The sequence below is a fragment of the Sinorhizobium arboris LMG 14919 genome, assembly GCF_000427465.1.
In the GTDB taxonomy this organism is placed as follows: domain Bacteria; phylum Pseudomonadota; class Alphaproteobacteria; order Rhizobiales; family Rhizobiaceae; genus Sinorhizobium; species Sinorhizobium arboris.
On sequence record NZ_ATYB01000014.1, the window covers coordinates 1,686,657 to 1,701,821 of the forward strand.

Genomic DNA, 15,165 nt, shown 5'->3' on the forward strand with positions numbered 1-15,165 from the left:
CCAATCGCTGACGCCCATGAAGCCCTTCACGCGCAGCAGTCGGGAGGCTGAGATGAAACCCCGGATAAAGGTCATTACGCTCGCCGTCGATGATCTTGAAAGGTCCCTCGCCTTTTATCGTGACGGCATGGGGCTGCCGACAAAGGGAATCGTCGGCGACCAGTACGAAGACGGAGCCGTCGCCTTTTTCCACATGGGGGACGATCTGATATTGGCTCTCTTCCCCGCCACGTCGCTTTCCAGAGACGCCGGCATCGAAGTGACGCAGGCGCGGATTGGTGCGGTATCGATCGGGCATATAGTGAATTCGAGGGAGGAAGTCGATGCGGTGATGGCGCAGGCCGCAAGCGCAGGCGCGGTTATTGCGAACCCGGCCCGCGACCGCTTCTGGGGCGGATATTCCGGCTACTTCCATGATCCGGACGGCCACCTCTGGGAGATCGCCTGGAATCCGGAATGGACCTTGGCCGAATAAGTCGGCGGCTCGACATGACGATGCGGCGGGCGCCGTTTCGAGTTCAGCCGCGCAAACGCCGGCAGCTACCCGTCGAGTTCCTCGCGCCGACACCCTTGCTGTTCAGTCACATCGCGATGCCCGGATCGGGCTAAATCATGAGGGCGACCCTCCTCCGACAGATTTGGGCGGCTTGCGCACGGAAGACCGCACACACTCTTCCTCGTCCAGATCCAGCCTTCGCCTGGCGGTTCCCATCGCCAGGCTCGCCGAGGACATGCACCTGCAATTCACCCCGGCCGGCACACAGCGGCCAAGACGACCTCCGTTGCGGCATTACGCGCAATGCCCGGCGCCTAACGGAAAAAGCCCCGGATAGACCGGGGCTCTGTCGGTGATCTCGAGGCTGGCTATGCCAGCATAGGGATCAATGTTCCTTGTTCGCGTAGACCGACTTCTTCGTCAGGTAGATGAGACCCGTGAAGATGAGCAGGAACACCATGACCATGAAGCCCGTGCGCTTGCGATCTTCGAGATGCGGCTCGGCGGCCCACATCAGGAACGCCGAAACGTCCTTGGAGTACTGGTCGACGGTCTGGGGGGCGCCGTCGTCATAGGTAACCTGATCGTCGGAGATCGGTGGCGCCATCGCCAGTGCCGCGGCGCCGGCGAAATACGGGTTGTAGTGCGTGCCTTCGGCGACTTCCATACCCGCAGGCGGATCCTGGTAACCGGTCAGAAGTGCGTGGATGTAGTCAGGGCCACCTTCCTGATAGGGCCAGAAAATGTCGAATACGAATTGCGGGAAGCCGCGCTCGATGCCCCGTGCCTTCGCGATCAGCGAGAAGTCCGGCGGTGCCGCCCCATTGTTGGCCGCGGCAGCCGCTTCCTTGTTCGGGAAGGGTGACGGGAAGTGATCGGACGGAATCGCTTTGCGCGTGAACATCTCGCCATCGGCGTTCGGTCCGTCCTCGACCTCATAGTTCGCTGCGAAGGCCTTCACCTGCGCATCGGAGTAACCGAGGCCTTCGAGCGTGCGGAAGGAGACGAGCTCCATCGAGTGGCAGGCCGAACAGACCTCCGTGTAGACCTTCAGGCCGCGCTGCAGCTGCCCCTTGTCGTAGTGGCCAAACAGGCCGGCAAAGCTCCAGTCCTGCTGTTCCGGCTTGTGAATCGGGTAGTGGGGCGTACCCCCGCCGTGCTCTTCGCCGCCTGCTTCGTCCTGGGCGATAGCCGCTCCAAACCCGAGACCGGCGACGACAGCGAGTGACAGAATGCCTGTAACAAGCTTTTTCATTGTTGTGGGTTCCTTATCGATCGCTGTTCCGGTCAGGCGCGTGCGGGCTTCAACTGCGCCTTGGCATTCTGTTTTTCCAGCACCGCTTCGGTAATGGAGTTCGGAATGCGCTTCGGCGTCTCGATCAGACCGAGGACCGGCATGATGACGAGGAAGAAGGCGAAGTAGTACAACGTGCCGAGCTGCGACATCACGACGTAGAGGCCTTCCGCCGGGCGCGAGCCCAGCCAGCCGAGCATGATGCAGTCAGCAACGAAGATCCAGAAGCACAGCTTGTACCACGGGCGGTAGACGGCCGAACGAACCTTCGACGTGTCGAGCCAGGGCAGGAAGAACAGGATGATGATCGAGCCGAACATCACCAGGACGCCGCCGAGCTTGGAGTCGATCGGGCCGATATTGAAGGTGATCGCGCGCAGCATCGCGTAGAACGGCAGGTAATACCATTCCGGAACGATATGAGCGGGGGTCTTCAGCGCGTCCGCCGGGATGTAGTTGTCCGGATGCCCCAGATAGTTCGGCATGTAGAAGACGAACCACGCATAGACGATCAGGAAGACCGACACGCCGAGTGCATCCTTCAGCGTCGCGTAGGGCGTGAAGGCCACGGTATCGGACTTGGACTTGACCTCGACGCCGGTCGGATTCGTCTGGCCGGTGACGTGCAGCGCCCAGATGTGCAGGACGACGACGCCAGCGATCATGAAGGGCAGCAGGTAATGCAGCGAGAAGAAGCGGTTCAGCGTCGGCTGGTCGACTGCGAAGCCGCCGAGCAGGAACTGCTGGATCCATTCGCCCACCAGCGGGAAGGCCGAGAAGAAGCCGGTGATGACGGTCGCACCCCAGAAGGACATCTGACCCCAGGGCAGAACGTAGCCCATGAAGCCGGTCGCCATCATCAGGAGATAGATGACCACACCGAGAATCCAGAGGATCTCTCGCGGCGCCTTGTAGGAGCCGTAATAGAGGCCGCGGGCAATATGCAGGTAAACCGCGATGAAGAAGAACGACGCGCCGTTGGCGTGCAGGTAACGCAGCAGCCAACCGTGATTGACGTCGCGCATGATCTTCTCGACCGAATTGAAGGCGACGCTCGTTTCTGCGGCATAGTGCATGGCCAGGACGATGCCGGTGAGAATCTGCACGATCAGCATCACCGAAAGCATGGCGCCGAAGGTGTAAGCGTAATTCAGGTTGCGCGGAACCGGATAGGAGACGAACGAGTCGTGAACGAGCCGGGGCAGCGGAAGACGGGAGTCAACCCACTTCTCGATGCCTGTCGTTGGCGTGTAGGTTGAATGATCAGCACTCATTATCAGTAGTCCCCTCAACCGATCTTGATGACTGTGTCGGAAACGAACGAGAAGGTCGGCACGGCGAGGTTTTCCGGTGCCGGGCCTTTGCGGATACGGCCGGCCGTGTCGTAGTGCGAGCCGTGGCAGGGACAGAACCAGCCGCCGAAGTCGCCCGCCTGACCGAGCGGCACGCAACCGAGATGGGTGCAGACACCCACCATGATGATCCAGTTTTCCTTGCCTTCGCCGGCGGAACGATCGAGATCGTTCGCCTCGGCATCGGCCGGAAGGTTGGCGTTGCGCGCCACCGGATCCTTCAAATCATCGAGTGCGACGGCCTTGGCGTCTTCCACTTCCTTATCGGTGCGGTTGCGGATGAAGACCGGCCTGCCGCGCCACTTCGCCGTCAGCGACATGCCCGGCTGCAAGCTCGAAACGTCGACTTCGATCGAAGCGAGCGCCAGCGTCGATGCGTCCGGACGCATTTGGTCGATGAACGGCCACGCCGCCGCACCGGCGCCGACGACGCCGGCCATACCGGTAGCCAGGTATAGGAAATCGCGGCGAGTGGGCTCGCCCATGGTCTCGCTTGAAGTCTCGTGTTCGCTCACGGCTAAAACATCCTCTCACGCAAATGTTGCGGAAACCGCATCCGCCCCCGGCGCGCTTCCTGCCCCGTCCCGAGCCTGGAACCACGCCCCGTCAAACGCTGGCACCCTATCCGGCCCATTGAGGCAAGCCACGGATCGGATGTCAGAATCCGGGAAAAATTCTGCACGCAGATTCCCCATCAATCCGGCGCGTTCTATGCCTGATCGCAGATTATGTCCAGCCTTGACAAGGGGCGGCGGGCAGATTGTCGCGGGGAAAGGCGCGACCAATTGGCACAAGGACTTGACGGGTCGTAGCCGCGCCGCGAAGCGCCCTATTCCGCGGCCTCTTCCCGCGCGATGAAACCGCCTGATTGGCGCGACCAGAGATCGGCGTAGAGACCACCATTGGCGATCAGTTCGGTATGGGTGCCGTCCTCGACGATGCGGCCTCTATCCATGACGACGAGCCGGTCGAGCGCCGCGATCGTCGATAGCCGATGCGCGATGGCCAGTACCGTCTTGCCCTGCATCAGCCGTTCCAGATTGGACTGGATCGCCGCCTCCACTTCCGAGTCGAGCGCCGAAGTCGCCTCGTCCAGTACGAGAATCGGCGCATCCTTGAGCATGACACGGGCAATCGCGATACGCTGGCGCTGGCCGCCGGAAAGCTTGACGCCACGCTCGCCCACATGTGCATCGAAGCCTCTGCGTCCGTGCTGGTCCTGCAGGTCGACGATGAAGTCATAGGCTTCCGCCCGGCGGGCCGCCTCGATCAACTGCTCCTCCCCCGCCCCCGGCCGACCGAAGAGGATATTGTCGCGGATCGATCGGTGCAGAAGCGACGTGTCCTGGCTGACCATGCCGATCTGGCTGCGCAGCGATTCCTGCCGGACGGCAGCGATGTCCTGCCCGTCGATGAGGATACGCCCTCCTTCGAGATCGTAAAAGCGCAACAGCAGATTGACGAGCGTCGACTTGCCGGCACCCGAACGGCCGACGATGCCGACTTTCTCTCCCGGGCGGATGGTGAGGGAAAAGTCCTCGATGACCCCGCCGCCCCTGCCGTAGTGGAACGTCGCCTGTTCGAAGCGGATTTCCGGCCGTTTGACCTTGAGTTCCGGTGCGCCCGGCCGATCAGTCAGCCCGATCGGTTGGGATACCAGCTCGGCCGAATTCTGAATCGTTCCTATATTGCGCATGATCGCATTGAATTGCGACATCATGCGCCCGAGCAACATGTTGAGACGCAGCACCAGCGCCAGGGTGAAGGCGACGGCGCCGGAACTGACCGCGCCCGCCAGCCACAAATGTACCGCATAGATCGCAATCGCCGCGATCATCAGACCCGACAGAAGCGCGAGCGACGCCCTCACTCCGGTCAGCAGCCGGGTGAATGGGATGACGGCTCCCTGGAACCGGTGGAAGCCGGCGCGGATGTAGCGATCGTTCTCCTCGTCGCTTCCGAAGAGCTTCAGCGTCTGAACGTTCGCATAGGCGTCGACCATGCGGCCGTTCAGCATCGATGCCATTTCCGCGGTTTCACGGGCATGCTTGCGCACGCGCGGCACGAAGTAGCGGGCAAGTACGAGGAAGATCGCGATCCAGAAGGCAACCATCGCCGCCAGGCGCCAGTCCAGCTGAGCGATCAACGCCATGGTTGAGGCCGTGTAGATGACGATGAACCAGACCACCTGCAACAGCGAAACGATCAGGTCGCTCGTCGCCTGCGCGCCGGACCAGACCTTGGTGACGATGCGTCCAGAAAAATCGCTCTGAAAAAAGGCGAGCGACTGCCGGGCGACATGAACATAGGACTGCCAGCGCACCAGGTTGAGAAAGCCGGTGATGATCGATTGTTCTTCCACCAGAGCGGCAAGCGCCACCGCGACGAAGCGGAAAACCAGCACCGTCAGCAGCATGAAGAGCAGTTCCGGCCCGTTGGTCGATATCAGCCCTTGCCAGCCGTCCTCCGGTCGGACCGTATCGAGCACATCGACCAGCCGCCCGACGAAATAGAAGAGCCCCGCCTCCAGCATTGCCACGAGCCCGCCGAGCACTGCCATGGCGAGGAACGGACCCTTTGCCTGGCTCGCATAGAACCAGGCGAAGCGCCAGAGCGATCGCGGCGGCTGCAGCCGTTCGCGCGGCGCGAAAGGGTCAATCCAGTCCTCGAAAATCTTGACGATGGCGCGCAGCATTGTTCCGATATAGGCGGTTCTGAAATCCGGGCAATCCGTTTTCACTGCCGCGTCCATTACAATTGCGTAACTCCGAGCCGCCTAAGGCGTTGTCGGCGGAGGCGCGGGAAGCGGCGGGTTACTCCGCCGCTTCCTCCTTTTCGGCTTCGTCGGCGATGAAGCCGCCGGATTGGCGCGACCAGAGATCGGCATAAATGCCGCGCCTGGCGACGAGCTCGCCGTGAGAACCGGTCTCGACGATCCGGCCTGCTTCGAGGATGACCAGGCGGTCCATCTCCGTCAGCGTCGACAGGCGGTGCGCGATGGCGATCACCGTCTTTCCGGACATCAGGGCGAAGAGGTTCTCCTGAATCGCGGCTTCGACCTCCGAGTCGAGCGCGGACGTCGCTTCGTCGAGGATGAGGATCGGCGCGTCTTTCAGGAAGACGCGGGCGATCGCGATTCGCTGCCGCTGGCCGCCCGAGAGCTTGACCCCGCGCTCGCCGACCTGAGCGTCCAGCCCTCGCCTGCCCAGATTGTCTTCCAGCGTCTGAATGAAGTCCCAGGCATTCGCCTTTTTCGCAGCGGCGATGATGTCGTCGTCGCTTGCCTGCGGATGCCCATAGGCGATGTTGTCGCGAATGGACCGATGCAGAAGCGATGTGTCCTGTGTCACGACGCCGATCTGTGAACGCAGGCTGTCCTGCGTGACCGTCGAGATGTCGACGCCGTCGATCCGGATCGTGCCGGATTCCAGATCGTAGAAGCGCAGAAGCAGGTGCATCAAGGTCGTCTTGCCCGCCCCCGATCGGCCGACCAGGCCGATCTTCTCCCCGGGCCGGATGTCAAGCGACAGCCGGTCTATGACGCCCTTGGCCTTACCGTAATGGAAGCGGATCTCCTCGAAACTGATCGCACCCTTGTCGGCGCTGAGCTTCACGGCACTCGGCTTGTCGACGACGTCGTGCGCCTTGGTCATCATGCCCATGCCGTCATAGACCGTGCCGATGTTCTCGAACAGCGCCGAAACTTCCCACATGATCCACTGCGACATGCCATTGACACGCATGGCAAGCCCGATCCCGACGGCGATCGCGCCGACGGAAATCCCGCTCGTCAGCCACAGATAGATCCCGAGGGCGCCGACGGAGAAAAGGGCGATACAGTTGTTTGCGTAGACGAATATGTGGAAGAGCGTGACCTTGCGCATCTGTCGGTAGACCGTGCCCAGAAACTCGTCCATGCCCGCGCGCGCGTATGTCTCCTCCCGTCCCGCATGGGAGAAGAGCTTGACCGTGCCGATATTGGTGTAACTGTCGACGATGCGCCCGGTCATCATCGATCGCGCGTCGGCCTGCTCCTTGGAGATCTTCTGCAGCCGAGGCACGAAATAGGTGACGATCACGATATAGATGACGAGCCACAAGGCGAGCGGCATCACGAGGCGCCAATCCGCAGCCGCCACGACAATCAACATCGTTGCGAAATAGCTCACCACATAAACGAAGACGTCGAGGATCTTCATCACTGTTTCACGCACGGCGAGCGAGGTCTGCATAACCTTCGTCGCCACGCGGCCGGCGAACTCGTTGGCAAAGAAGGTCATGCTCTGCCTGAGCAGATAGCGATGCATCTGCCAGCGCGCGATCATCGGATAGTTGCCGAGCAACACCTGATGCATCACAAAAGAGTCGAGCGCGACCAGTCCCGGCAGACCTATGAGGATCAGCGCTGCCATCCAGGCGAGCCTGCCGCCTTCGGCCGACAGAAAGGTATCGCGATCGGCATTGGACAGCCAATCGACCACGTTGCCCAGGAACTGGAACAGGGCGACCTCGCCGATCGCTATCAGCATGGTGCAGACCGACATGATCAAGAGCCACGGAGCCGCGGGCTTCGTATAGTGCCAGCAAAAGGCAAACAGACCCTTTGGCGGAAGCGTCGGTTCCTCCGTCGGGTAAGGGTTGAGGCGGGATTCAAACCAGCCGAACATTATCTAGCCCCTTCAGATATTTTGAAGGAAAGCGGGTCGCCCCGCATTCGTTATGTTTGTAAATGCAATCCGGAAATGACGCCCGCGAGCGGACCTTGATCTCCGGATGAACCGGAGCGCGCATCGGCCGATCGAAAGAAGGAGAAGCGCGGAACCGGTCAGGCCAGGAAAGGCCGTGTTACTCGTGAGAGGCGTGTCAACATCACAACGGTCATGCATGCCTCCTTCGGTTCGCGTTGAAGAGGACTGAGCATTACCCTTATTCGCGCCGCCATGCCAGATTGTCGCAGGCATTTTCGTGCCCATTTCTTCACCAGCCACAGGTCTGTTGCCAATACGGCACAAATTAGCGACAGCAAAAGCAGCGGTGCCGAACGAACCGCGCCGGAGCACATACGGCCATGGATCGGAAAGGAGATCGGTGGCATAGGAGCAGCCATACTGATCCACGCGTCCCAATCTCTCGATCGGCCCATGAACGAATTGCGCATCGCCCTCTACCAGCCCGACATTCCGGGCAATACCGGAACGATCCTGCGGCTCGCCGTCTGCCTCGGCCTTTCGGTCGACATCATCGAGCCTGCCGGATTCGATCTTTCTGACCGCAATCTCAAGCGTGCGGGAATGGACTATATCGCGGCTGTGACCATGACCCGGCACGTCAGCTGGGAACGTTTCGAGACTTGGCGGTCGAGCACCGGCAGACGCCTTGTGCTCGCCTCCACCAAGGCGGCTGCGCCCTACACGCGCTTCAGCTTCCGGCCGGACGACGTCCTGCTCTTCGGCAGGGAAAGCGCCGGGGTTCCCGATCCCGTTCATGAGCGGGCCGACGCGCGCATCCTCATACCGATGGTGCCCGGCCAGCGTTCGCTCAACATCGCCATGGCAACCGCCATGATCGCCGGAGAAGCGCTGCGGCAGACCGGTGTCTTCTGAGCCGAAACGGGCGGCCATCTGCGGCACCGGAGTCCGGCGTCCTGACGGCGGTCATGCGGCAATCTCGTTGTAGGGCGTTGCCTTGCGCGCGTATTTCAGCGTGCGCGCCCACCAGGTCAGCCGGTCGATCATCAGGAACAGCGGCGCTCGCATCTCTTCCGGCTTGTAAAGATTTCCCGCCGCATCGAACTTCGACCAGGCCTTGGCGAAGGAGATGCCGTCGCGCAGGGTGACGGCATGCAATTCGCCGAAGACCTGCCGCAATTGTTCGACGGCCCGTATGCCGCCCGATGCGCCGCCATAGGAAACAAAGGCTACCGGCTTCGCATGCCAGGGCTCATAGACCGCATCGATCATCTCCTTCAACGCCGCCGGGTAGCCGTGGTTGTATTCCGGAGTGATGACGATGAATGCGTCCGCCTCTGCGACCTTGCGTTCCATCCACTCGGCGGGACCGACGGATTTGTCGCCACGCGTGCTTTTCATTCTGACGGGATCGATGATCGTCAGGCTGAACACGTCGGATGTCTCGAGCTCACGAATAAGCCAGCTCGCGATCGTGTCGCAGAAACGGCCCTGCCGTGCGCTGCCGTAGATCAAGGCAAGGGTCATCTTCTCAGTCATGCTGTGTCGGCTCCATGTTGTCGGTTGCAGGGAGCTCATGCTATAGAACCTCAACTATAGTTGAGGTCAATAGCAGCCGTGAAAAAAGACAAGTCCAATGATATCAAGCGCGAGCTGACCGTCGGCGAAGTGGCCGAACGCAGCGGCCTCGCGGTGTCGACGCTTCATTTCTACGAAACCAAGGGGCTCATCCGCAGCAATCGCAGCCGGGGCAATCAGCGGCGCTACCCGCGTTCCGTGCTGAGGCGGGTTGCCGTGATCAAGGTTGCCCAGCGTACAGGTATCCCGCTTGCCGAGATTCAGGCGGCCCTGTCGGTGCTCCCCGACGACCGGCCACTGACGGTCGAAGACTGGGGGCGACTCTCGAAGAACTGGCGGCAGCAGCTGGATGAGCGGATCGCAAAGCTGACGGCGCTGCGCGATCAGCTCACAGGCTGCATTGGCTGCGGTTGCCTGTCGATGCGCGACTGTCCCTTGCGCAATCCATGGGACGTTCTCGCCTCCGAAGGCACGGGACCACGCCTCATCGATCCCGCCGATGGGGCGGAGCATGAGGCGGGCTAACTGGGTCCACCCGAACGCGCAGGCCTCATACGCGAGAGCAGAACGATGCTTGCCAATGCACCGAAAGAGCAGAGAAGCGCAAATGCCAGCGCACACCTGTTGCCCGCCTCGCCGAGCAGGAGGGAGAAGAACGGCGGGGCCGCCGCGAAAGCGAGATTGAGCGGCAGGCCGAGGCGCGCCACCACCGCTCCGTATTCCGCAGACGAAAAGAAGACGAGCGGCATCGTAGCACGGCTGACGGACATGGCGCCGCTCGAAAGGCCATAGAGCACGAGGAAGAGAACGATCGACCATTCCGCCCCTTCGCCAAGCGCGAGCGCCAGCAGAGCCGGCGGCATGATCGCCGCCGCGACCAGGCCCGTCGTCAACCCGTCCCAGCGATTGCCGCCGAGGAAATCGAAAAGCCGCGCCGAGAGCTGGATGAAACCGATGGCCGATCCGAAACCGACAGCCAGGTATCCCGGTACGGCAAAGCTGCGGAAAAGATCGATTACTACAAGCTGGAAACCCCAGGTAACGAAGCCGTTCAGCGCGACCGCCGCCGTGATCAGGGCAACGATGTGCCACCGGCGCCCCACAGCCGGAGACGCGGATTGATTCGAATTGGGTACCGGGGGATTGCGTTGCGGCGGCCCGCATCTGGGTAAACCGAAAAAATGCAAGGGCGCGCAGACGAGGAGCATCACCGCGCCGTAGAGGACGAATGTGCCGCGCCAGCCGAGAGCAGCCTCGCAGAAGGTCGTGGCCGGCCAGGCGATCGTGGGTGCGAGCGCCATGGCGAGCATCTGTGCCCCGATGGCCCGACGCGCGCCCTCGCCCGCGACCTCCGTCAGGAAGACTTGAGCCGACGTCGTGAGCGCAGCCGCCCCGGCCATGCCGAGGATGCCCCAGGCCGCAAAGTAGGAAAGCGGTCCCTCGGAGCCGGCCAGCATCCACAGGCCGGGAGCCGCAGCCGCCGAACCGACAGCGAGCACGAGCCGCGCCCCGTGACGGGCGTAGATTGGCGCAAGCAGCGGCGAGCAGAAGGCCATCGCGACCAGCATGGCGGTCGGGCCCAGATAGATGGTCGAAGGCCTCAGGAGAAGGTCCTCGGCCATTGCTGAGGCCGTCACCGAGACGAACATGAACATCGCTCCCCAAGCAACGATCTGAGTGATGGAGAGCACGATGATGGAACGGAGAACAGGCATCGGGGCGGGATCGAACGGAGTGCGCGTAATGGCGAGAGGAAACACCAAATGGTTTACCGCGCCGCCATGGTCTTGACCACGCCATTTATCGGCCGCCGAAGGTTTTTCTCGCCTGGCCGGGTGTCACATCGGGATTGCGCGCGCTCAGTCTGCACTCGGAAGACGGCGCATCGTGAACTCGATCTCGCCGCCCTCGAGCTGGCGCCAGCTCTCGACCTCCGTCCAATAGGCAGCCTTTGGCCAGGTTTCGAACCACTCACGCGCCTTGGCACGCGCGGCGTCGCGCTCGAGCCGAAACGTCTCGCGCACGAAAAGCCGGTCGCTTCGTGCCGGATATTTCCGGCGATGCCGGGCGATCTGGCGCCGCAAGCCGTCCAGCGGCGGTCCTGGGGGTATCTTCGCCATGGGCTGTACCTCTTGCGAAAAGATAGGATGAGCGCCGCATTATTGCCAGTCATTTGTCCCGATCCTCCGCGGGAGCGGTTCAATGCGTTAGACTGTCGCTACCGCCGTGGCACCGTTGCCAAGCAGGTGAAAATATGGACTGTGGCGGCAAATATCGAATCGGCGGATTCCGACAGGAAGTCCGCGAACGGAAGCACATCCCCATGGAACGACCGCAACTGCCACAGGGCCTGCCGGCCGACATCGAAGACAAGAAGGCAGCGGCGAGGGCTTGGTTCGAAAGTCTCCGCGACACGATCTGCACGGCCTTCGAGGCGATAGAGGATGATCTGACCGGTCCGCTGTCGGATCGCCCGGCGGGCCGTTTCGTCGCCAAGGACTGGCTGCGCGAGGAAGGCACGGGCGGTGGCGGCCGCATGTCCATGATGGAAGGCCGCGTCTTCGAGAAAGTGGGCGTTCACACGTCCACCGTCTTCGGCGAGTTCTCGCCGGAGTTCCGCAATCAGATACCCGGCGCGAGCGAAGATCCGCGCTTCTGGGCATCGGGGATTTCGCTAATCGCACACCCGATCAACCCCAATGTCCCTGCCGTGCACATGAACACGCGCATGGTCGTGACCACCAGCAACTGGTTCGGCGGCGGCGCGGACCTGACGCCGGTCCTCGACCGCCGGCGCATCATGACCGATCCGGATACCGTGCTCTTTCATCGCGCCATGGAGATCGCCTGCAATCGGCACCAGGTCGCCGATCATGCGAAGTTCAAGCAGTGGTGTGACGAGTATTTTTTCCTGAAACACCGAAACGAGCCGCGCGGCACCGGCGGGATCTTCTACGACTGGCTGCACTCTCCGGAGGAACTCGGCGGCTGGGACGCGGATTTCGCCTTCACGCGCGATGTCGGCAAGGCCTTCGCACTCGTCTATCCGAGGATCGTCCGGAACAATTTCGGCAAACCCTGGAGCGAACAGGACCGCAACGAACAGCTCGTGCGGCGCGGTCGGTATGTCGAGTTCAACCTCCTTTACGACCGCGGCACGATTTTCGGCCTCAAGACCGGCGGCAACGTCGAGTCGATCCTCTCCTCCCTGCCTCCCCTCGTGCGCTGGCCGTGAGCCGCGGCTTATTCGACCACCGTTGCAAAGGCGAACAAATGCGCCGCATCGGCGTTTCCCTCTCCAGGAGAAAGGGAGCGACGCATGGTCTTCAAGAAACGGACATTCTTCGGCGGTGACCCCGAGAGACTGCCTGCCGGAGATCCGGCCGAACTCGAGCGCCGTGTCGCTCATTGCCTTGCAGTCGCGCCGGGCCTCGACGCCATAGGGGTCACGGTGACCGGCTCGGGCACCACGATCCTGCTCGCCGGTACGGTAGCGACCGAGGAGGAGATTGCCCGCGCCGAGGAGGCGGCCCGATCGGTCGAAGGGGTGACCGAGGTGATCAACCGCATCGAACTCGCGAAGGTCGGGAGCGGTTGAACAGCCTTCCACAAAGCGGCTATCTCAGATAGGGCAGAGGGCGAAAGCTCCGAGACGACTTCCCTCAGATGGAGCCGAGCGTCCAGCCGACAATGTCGGCCGCCACCCGGGCGAAAGCGGCATCGAGCGCAGTGACGAAGGCGGGATTGCCGGCGCCCCTGACCGGCACGACAGCGCGGAACGCCTGCTGCTTCCGTACGGTGCCGTTCCGATCGTCCAGCAACTTGGCGAATATCTCGACCACCGCGGTTGCCGCCCCATCGGTCGATATCTCGAAGGCCCGGAGTTCGGTTATCAATTGGTAATCGATGGCCAGCCCCTGGCCGGGTTTGCCAACGCGGATCTTGCCGGTGTTGTCGAAAGTCTGGACCAGTCTGTCCTGCACCATGCGGGGCAGGCTGTCGCCCCATTGCGCCCGGGCGAGGTATTGCAGCTCCGACCTTGAAAGGCGAACGACGATCTGATCGCTGCCCAAGGTCTTAAGCGCCGTCGGCTCTGGCACGAGAAGCTGGCGGTTCGTCGCTCCCGGACGCTCTACGGCAGGAACGGATGCCAGGCTGTACGTATCGTTGGCCGCCTGGCGCGTACCGCAACCCGCCAGCACCATCGCCAATCCAAGAACCACAGCAGACCGGCCCCCCCCTCCGCCACGAAGACCCACCAGACACCGAAACTCCATACGCCAAATTTCCCCTTGCAACGCGGCGCCGTTCAGCTCCCCGCCCCCAACACAACCAGCCCGCGACCCTCGATCAGCGAATCACCGCCGCGTGCGGCCATCATATTGCTTAACCGTCTCGCCGCCGAACAGAAGGCGTTGCGGATTTTTATCGAAATCGGAAATCGTATTCTGCAGGCTTTGAACCGTACGGCGCGTATCGCCGACGAGCGCCTCAACGTCCCGCAGTCCCGAATTGGAGAAACGCTTCAGGTTTTCAGCGATCGGGCCCAGCTGCGCATTGAGATTTTCCGCCACCCGCCGGAACGACTCGAGCGTTTCGCGCGCCTGTGCCGAAAGCGAGGGAGCATCCGCGTCTCCGAGGAAGCCGTCAATCTTCACGAGGATGCTATCGACCCGATTCGAAGCCGCATTCAGCTTGTTGGACATTTGCGTGAAATCGGTAATTGTCTGATCGATGTCCTCCTGCCGGGCGGAGATCTTCTCGGCAAAGTCCGAAACTTGCGCGGCGATCTTGCGGGCGTCCGCACTCGCGGCAGAAATATCGTTGACGACCAGTCCGACCTTTTGCGTGTCCACGGCGGCAACCAGGGCGTCGACGCGTTTCAACGTCTCTTGCGCATTCTTGCCGAACTGATCGTAGGTATCCACCGTTCGCCGGAAGCCGGCGATCGCTTCCGAAACCCCGCCCGAAGCATCCTTCAGATCGTTGCTCACCTGTTCGGCGTTACTGACGATGTTATCGATCTTCTTCGGGTCGACCGACTTGATCAGCCGGTCGGCGCTCGCAAGCGTATCGTCGAGCTTCTTCGAAGCTGCGCTGACCGATCCCGACAGTTGCTCGACGCTCTTCAGAAACTGGTCGATCGCATCGGAATTGTCCGCCAGTGCCTTGGAAAACCGTTCCGCATTGCCGATGGTTGCGGTCAGCGGACCGCGGACGTCGGTGACGAAGCTTTGAATATCCGTGATCGCCGAATTCGCTCGGTCGAGAATCTGATCGGCGGTCGCCAGCAGGCTGGTGACGCTCGACTGATCGGCAAGGATATGCGCCTGGGTGCCGCTCTCCAGAGCGGTCTTCAGAATATTTTCGTCCCCCTTGCGCCCGCCGCTGAGTTCGATATAGGCCGCGCCCGTCAGTCCCTGCACTTCGAGCGTCGCCTTTGTCGATTTCATGACAGGCGCATCGGCCGAGACCTCGGTGATCGCGATGGAATAGCGGGGGTCATTGGCATCGATCGCAAGATTGCGGACGCTGCCGACGTTGATTCCGTTGAAGCGCACCGGCGAGCCAACCGAGAGACCGTTTGCCGATCCTGGAATGTTGACGACGAGCTCGACCATCTGGCCGGTCCGGCCATACTGCGACATCCAGTAAACGAAACCGAAAGCCGCGGCGATGACCAGGACGGTGAAGAAGCCGACAATGGCATAATTCGCTTTAGTTTCCATCGGCATTACCTACCCTTGCGGTCCTGGC

General features: G+C 61.9%; 15 protein-coding genes. 5 read left to right on the top strand and 10 right to left on the bottom strand.

Going from position 1 to position 15,165, the window contains the following annotated elements:
• Positions 1-52 precede the first annotated feature (52 nt).
• Positions 53-475: a VOC family protein gene (locus SINAR_RS0119425; protein WP_028000605.1), complete on the top strand. Its 423-nt coding sequence runs from the start codon at positions 53-55 to the stop codon at positions 473-475.
• Between the two features lie 406 nt (positions 476-881).
• Here the strand turns inward: SINAR_RS0119425 and SINAR_RS0119430 are convergent, their stop codons facing one another.
• The 5 genes from SINAR_RS0119430 to SINAR_RS0119450 all read right to left on the bottom strand — a co-directional run bounded on the left by SINAR_RS0119430 (position 882) and on the right by SINAR_RS0119450 (position 7,809).
• Complete coding sequence (locus SINAR_RS0119430; RefSeq protein ID WP_028000606.1) at positions 882-1,751, bottom strand: cytochrome c1; 870 nt, start codon at positions 1,749-1,751, stop codon at positions 882-884.
• A gap of 32 nt (positions 1,752-1,783) precedes the next feature.
• Positions 1,784-3,064, bottom strand: coding sequence for a cytochrome b (locus SINAR_RS0119435; RefSeq protein ID WP_028000607.1), 1,281 nt, complete (start codon positions 3,062-3,064; stop codon positions 1,784-1,786).
• Positions 3,065-3,078: 14 nt separating this feature from the next.
• Positions 3,079-3,657 carry a ubiquinol-cytochrome c reductase iron-sulfur subunit gene (gene petA, locus SINAR_RS0119440; protein ID WP_028000608.1) on the bottom strand — a complete coding sequence of 193 codons (579 nt, stop codon included), beginning with the start codon at positions 3,655-3,657 and terminating at the stop codon, positions 3,079-3,081.
• Between the two features lie 314 nt (positions 3,658-3,971).
• The gene (locus tag SINAR_RS0119445) at positions 3,972-5,837 is read right to left on the bottom strand and encodes an ABC transporter ATP-binding protein (RefSeq protein WP_033057761.1); all 1,866 of its coding nucleotides are present in this window, start codon (positions 5,835-5,837) and stop codon (positions 3,972-3,974) included.
• A 118-nt stretch (positions 5,838-5,955) separates the two neighbouring features.
• Entirely contained in the window at positions 5,956-7,809 is a 1,854-nt protein-coding gene (locus SINAR_RS0119450) for an ABC transporter ATP-binding protein (RefSeq protein WP_028000610.1), read from the bottom strand.
• Positions 7,810-8,283: 474 nt separating this feature from the next.
• Here SINAR_RS0119450 and SINAR_RS0119455 point away from each other — a divergent pair, with 474 nt between their 5' ends.
• Complete coding sequence (locus tag SINAR_RS0119455; RefSeq protein WP_028000611.1) at positions 8,284-8,745, top strand: tRNA (cytidine(34)-2'-O)-methyltransferase; 462 nt, start codon at positions 8,284-8,286, stop codon at positions 8,743-8,745.
• A 51-nt stretch (positions 8,746-8,796) separates the two neighbouring features.
• Here the strand turns inward: SINAR_RS0119455 and SINAR_RS0119460 are convergent, their stop codons facing one another.
• Positions 8,797-9,369, bottom strand: a complete 573-nt coding sequence (locus tag SINAR_RS0119460) for an NADPH-dependent FMN reductase (RefSeq protein WP_028000612.1) — start codon at positions 9,367-9,369, stop codon at positions 8,797-8,799.
• Between the two features lie 78 nt (positions 9,370-9,447).
• On the opposite strand from SINAR_RS0119460, the gene soxR reads away from it, so the two are divergent.
• Complete coding sequence (soxR, locus tag SINAR_RS0119465; RefSeq protein ID WP_028000613.1) at positions 9,448-9,933, top strand: redox-sensitive transcriptional activator SoxR; 486 nt, start codon at positions 9,448-9,450, stop codon at positions 9,931-9,933.
• Here the strand turns inward: soxR and SINAR_RS0119470 are convergent.
• On the bottom strand, positions 9,930-11,123 hold the full coding sequence (locus SINAR_RS0119470; protein ID WP_028000614.1) for an MFS transporter: 1,194 nt from the start codon (positions 11,121-11,123) through the stop codon (positions 9,930-9,932). The genes soxR and SINAR_RS0119470 overlap by 4 nt on opposite strands.
• A 144-nt stretch (positions 11,124-11,267) precedes the next feature.
• On the bottom strand, positions 11,268-11,528 hold the full coding sequence (locus SINAR_RS0119475) for a hypothetical protein (RefSeq protein ID WP_028000615.1): 261 nt from the start codon (positions 11,526-11,528) through the stop codon (positions 11,268-11,270).
• Positions 11,529-11,731: 203 nt separating this feature from the next.
• Between SINAR_RS0119475 and hemF the strand changes: the two genes are divergently transcribed.
• On the top strand, positions 11,732-12,643 hold the full coding sequence (hemF, locus tag SINAR_RS0119480) for an oxygen-dependent coproporphyrinogen oxidase (RefSeq protein WP_028000616.1): 912 nt from the start codon (positions 11,732-11,734) through the stop codon (positions 12,641-12,643).
• Positions 12,644-12,727: 84 nt separating this feature from the next.
• Positions 12,728-13,006 (top strand): BON domain-containing protein, encoded by a 279-nt coding sequence (locus tag SINAR_RS0119485; protein WP_028000617.1) that lies wholly within the window; start codon positions 12,728-12,730, stop codon positions 13,004-13,006.
• Positions 13,007-13,070: 64 nt separating this feature from the next.
• Here SINAR_RS0119485 and SINAR_RS0119490 read toward each other — a convergent pair whose 3' ends face one another.
• A complete protein-coding gene (locus SINAR_RS0119490; protein ID WP_028000618.1) occupies positions 13,071-13,685 on the bottom strand; it encodes an ABC-type transport auxiliary lipoprotein family protein in 615 nt (204 codons plus the stop codon).
• A gap of 81 nt (positions 13,686-13,766) precedes the next feature.
• Complete coding sequence (locus SINAR_RS0119495) at positions 13,767-15,137, bottom strand: MlaD family protein (protein WP_028000619.1); 1,371 nt, start codon at positions 15,135-15,137, stop codon at positions 13,767-13,769.
• Positions 15,138-15,165: the final 28 nt, after the last annotated feature.

Excerpts from the sequence above, each read along its gene's own strand:
- SINAR_RS0119425 (WP_028000605.1), top strand. The coding sequence starts at position 53 with ATGAAACCCCGGATAAAGGTCATTACGCTCGCCGTCGATGATCTTGAA.
- SINAR_RS0119430 (WP_028000606.1), bottom strand. The coding sequence starts at position 1,751 with ATGAAAAAGCTTGTTACAGGCATTCTGTCACTCGCTGTCGTCGCCGGT.
- SINAR_RS0119435 (WP_028000607.1), bottom strand. The coding sequence starts at position 3,064 with ATGAGTGCTGATCATTCAACCTACACGCCAACGACAGGCATCGAGAAG.
- SINAR_RS0119445 (WP_033057761.1), bottom strand. The coding sequence starts at position 5,837 with ATGCTGCGCGCCATCGTCAAGATTTTCGAGGACTGGATTGACCCTTTC.
- SINAR_RS0119450 (WP_028000610.1), bottom strand. The coding sequence starts at position 7,809 with ATGTTCGGCTGGTTTGAATCCCGCCTCAACCCTTACCCGACGGAGGAA.
- SINAR_RS0119455 (WP_028000611.1), top strand. The coding sequence starts at position 8,284 with ATGAACGAATTGCGCATCGCCCTCTACCAGCCCGACATTCCGGGCAAT.
- SINAR_RS0119460 (WP_028000612.1), bottom strand. The coding sequence starts at position 9,369 with ATGACTGAGAAGATGACCCTTGCCTTGATCTACGGCAGCGCACGGCAG.
- SINAR_RS0119470 (WP_028000614.1), bottom strand. The coding sequence starts at position 11,123 with ATGCCTGTTCTCCGTTCCATCATCGTGCTCTCCATCACTCAGATCGTT.
- SINAR_RS0119475 (WP_028000615.1), bottom strand. The coding sequence starts at position 11,528 with ATGGCGAAGATACCCCCAGGACCGCCGCTGGACGGCTTGCGGCGCCAG.
- hemF (WP_028000616.1), top strand. The coding sequence starts at position 11,732 with ATGGAACGACCGCAACTGCCACAGGGCCTGCCGGCCGACATCGAAGAC.
- SINAR_RS0119485 (WP_028000617.1), top strand. The coding sequence starts at position 12,728 with ATGGTCTTCAAGAAACGGACATTCTTCGGCGGTGACCCCGAGAGACTG.
- SINAR_RS0119490 (WP_028000618.1), bottom strand. The coding sequence starts at position 13,685 with ATGGAGTTTCGGTGTCTGGTGGGTCTTCGTGGCGGAGGGGGGGGCCGG.
- SINAR_RS0119495 (WP_028000619.1), bottom strand. The coding sequence starts at position 15,137 with ATGGAAACTAAAGCGAATTATGCCATTGTCGGCTTCTTCACCGTCCTG.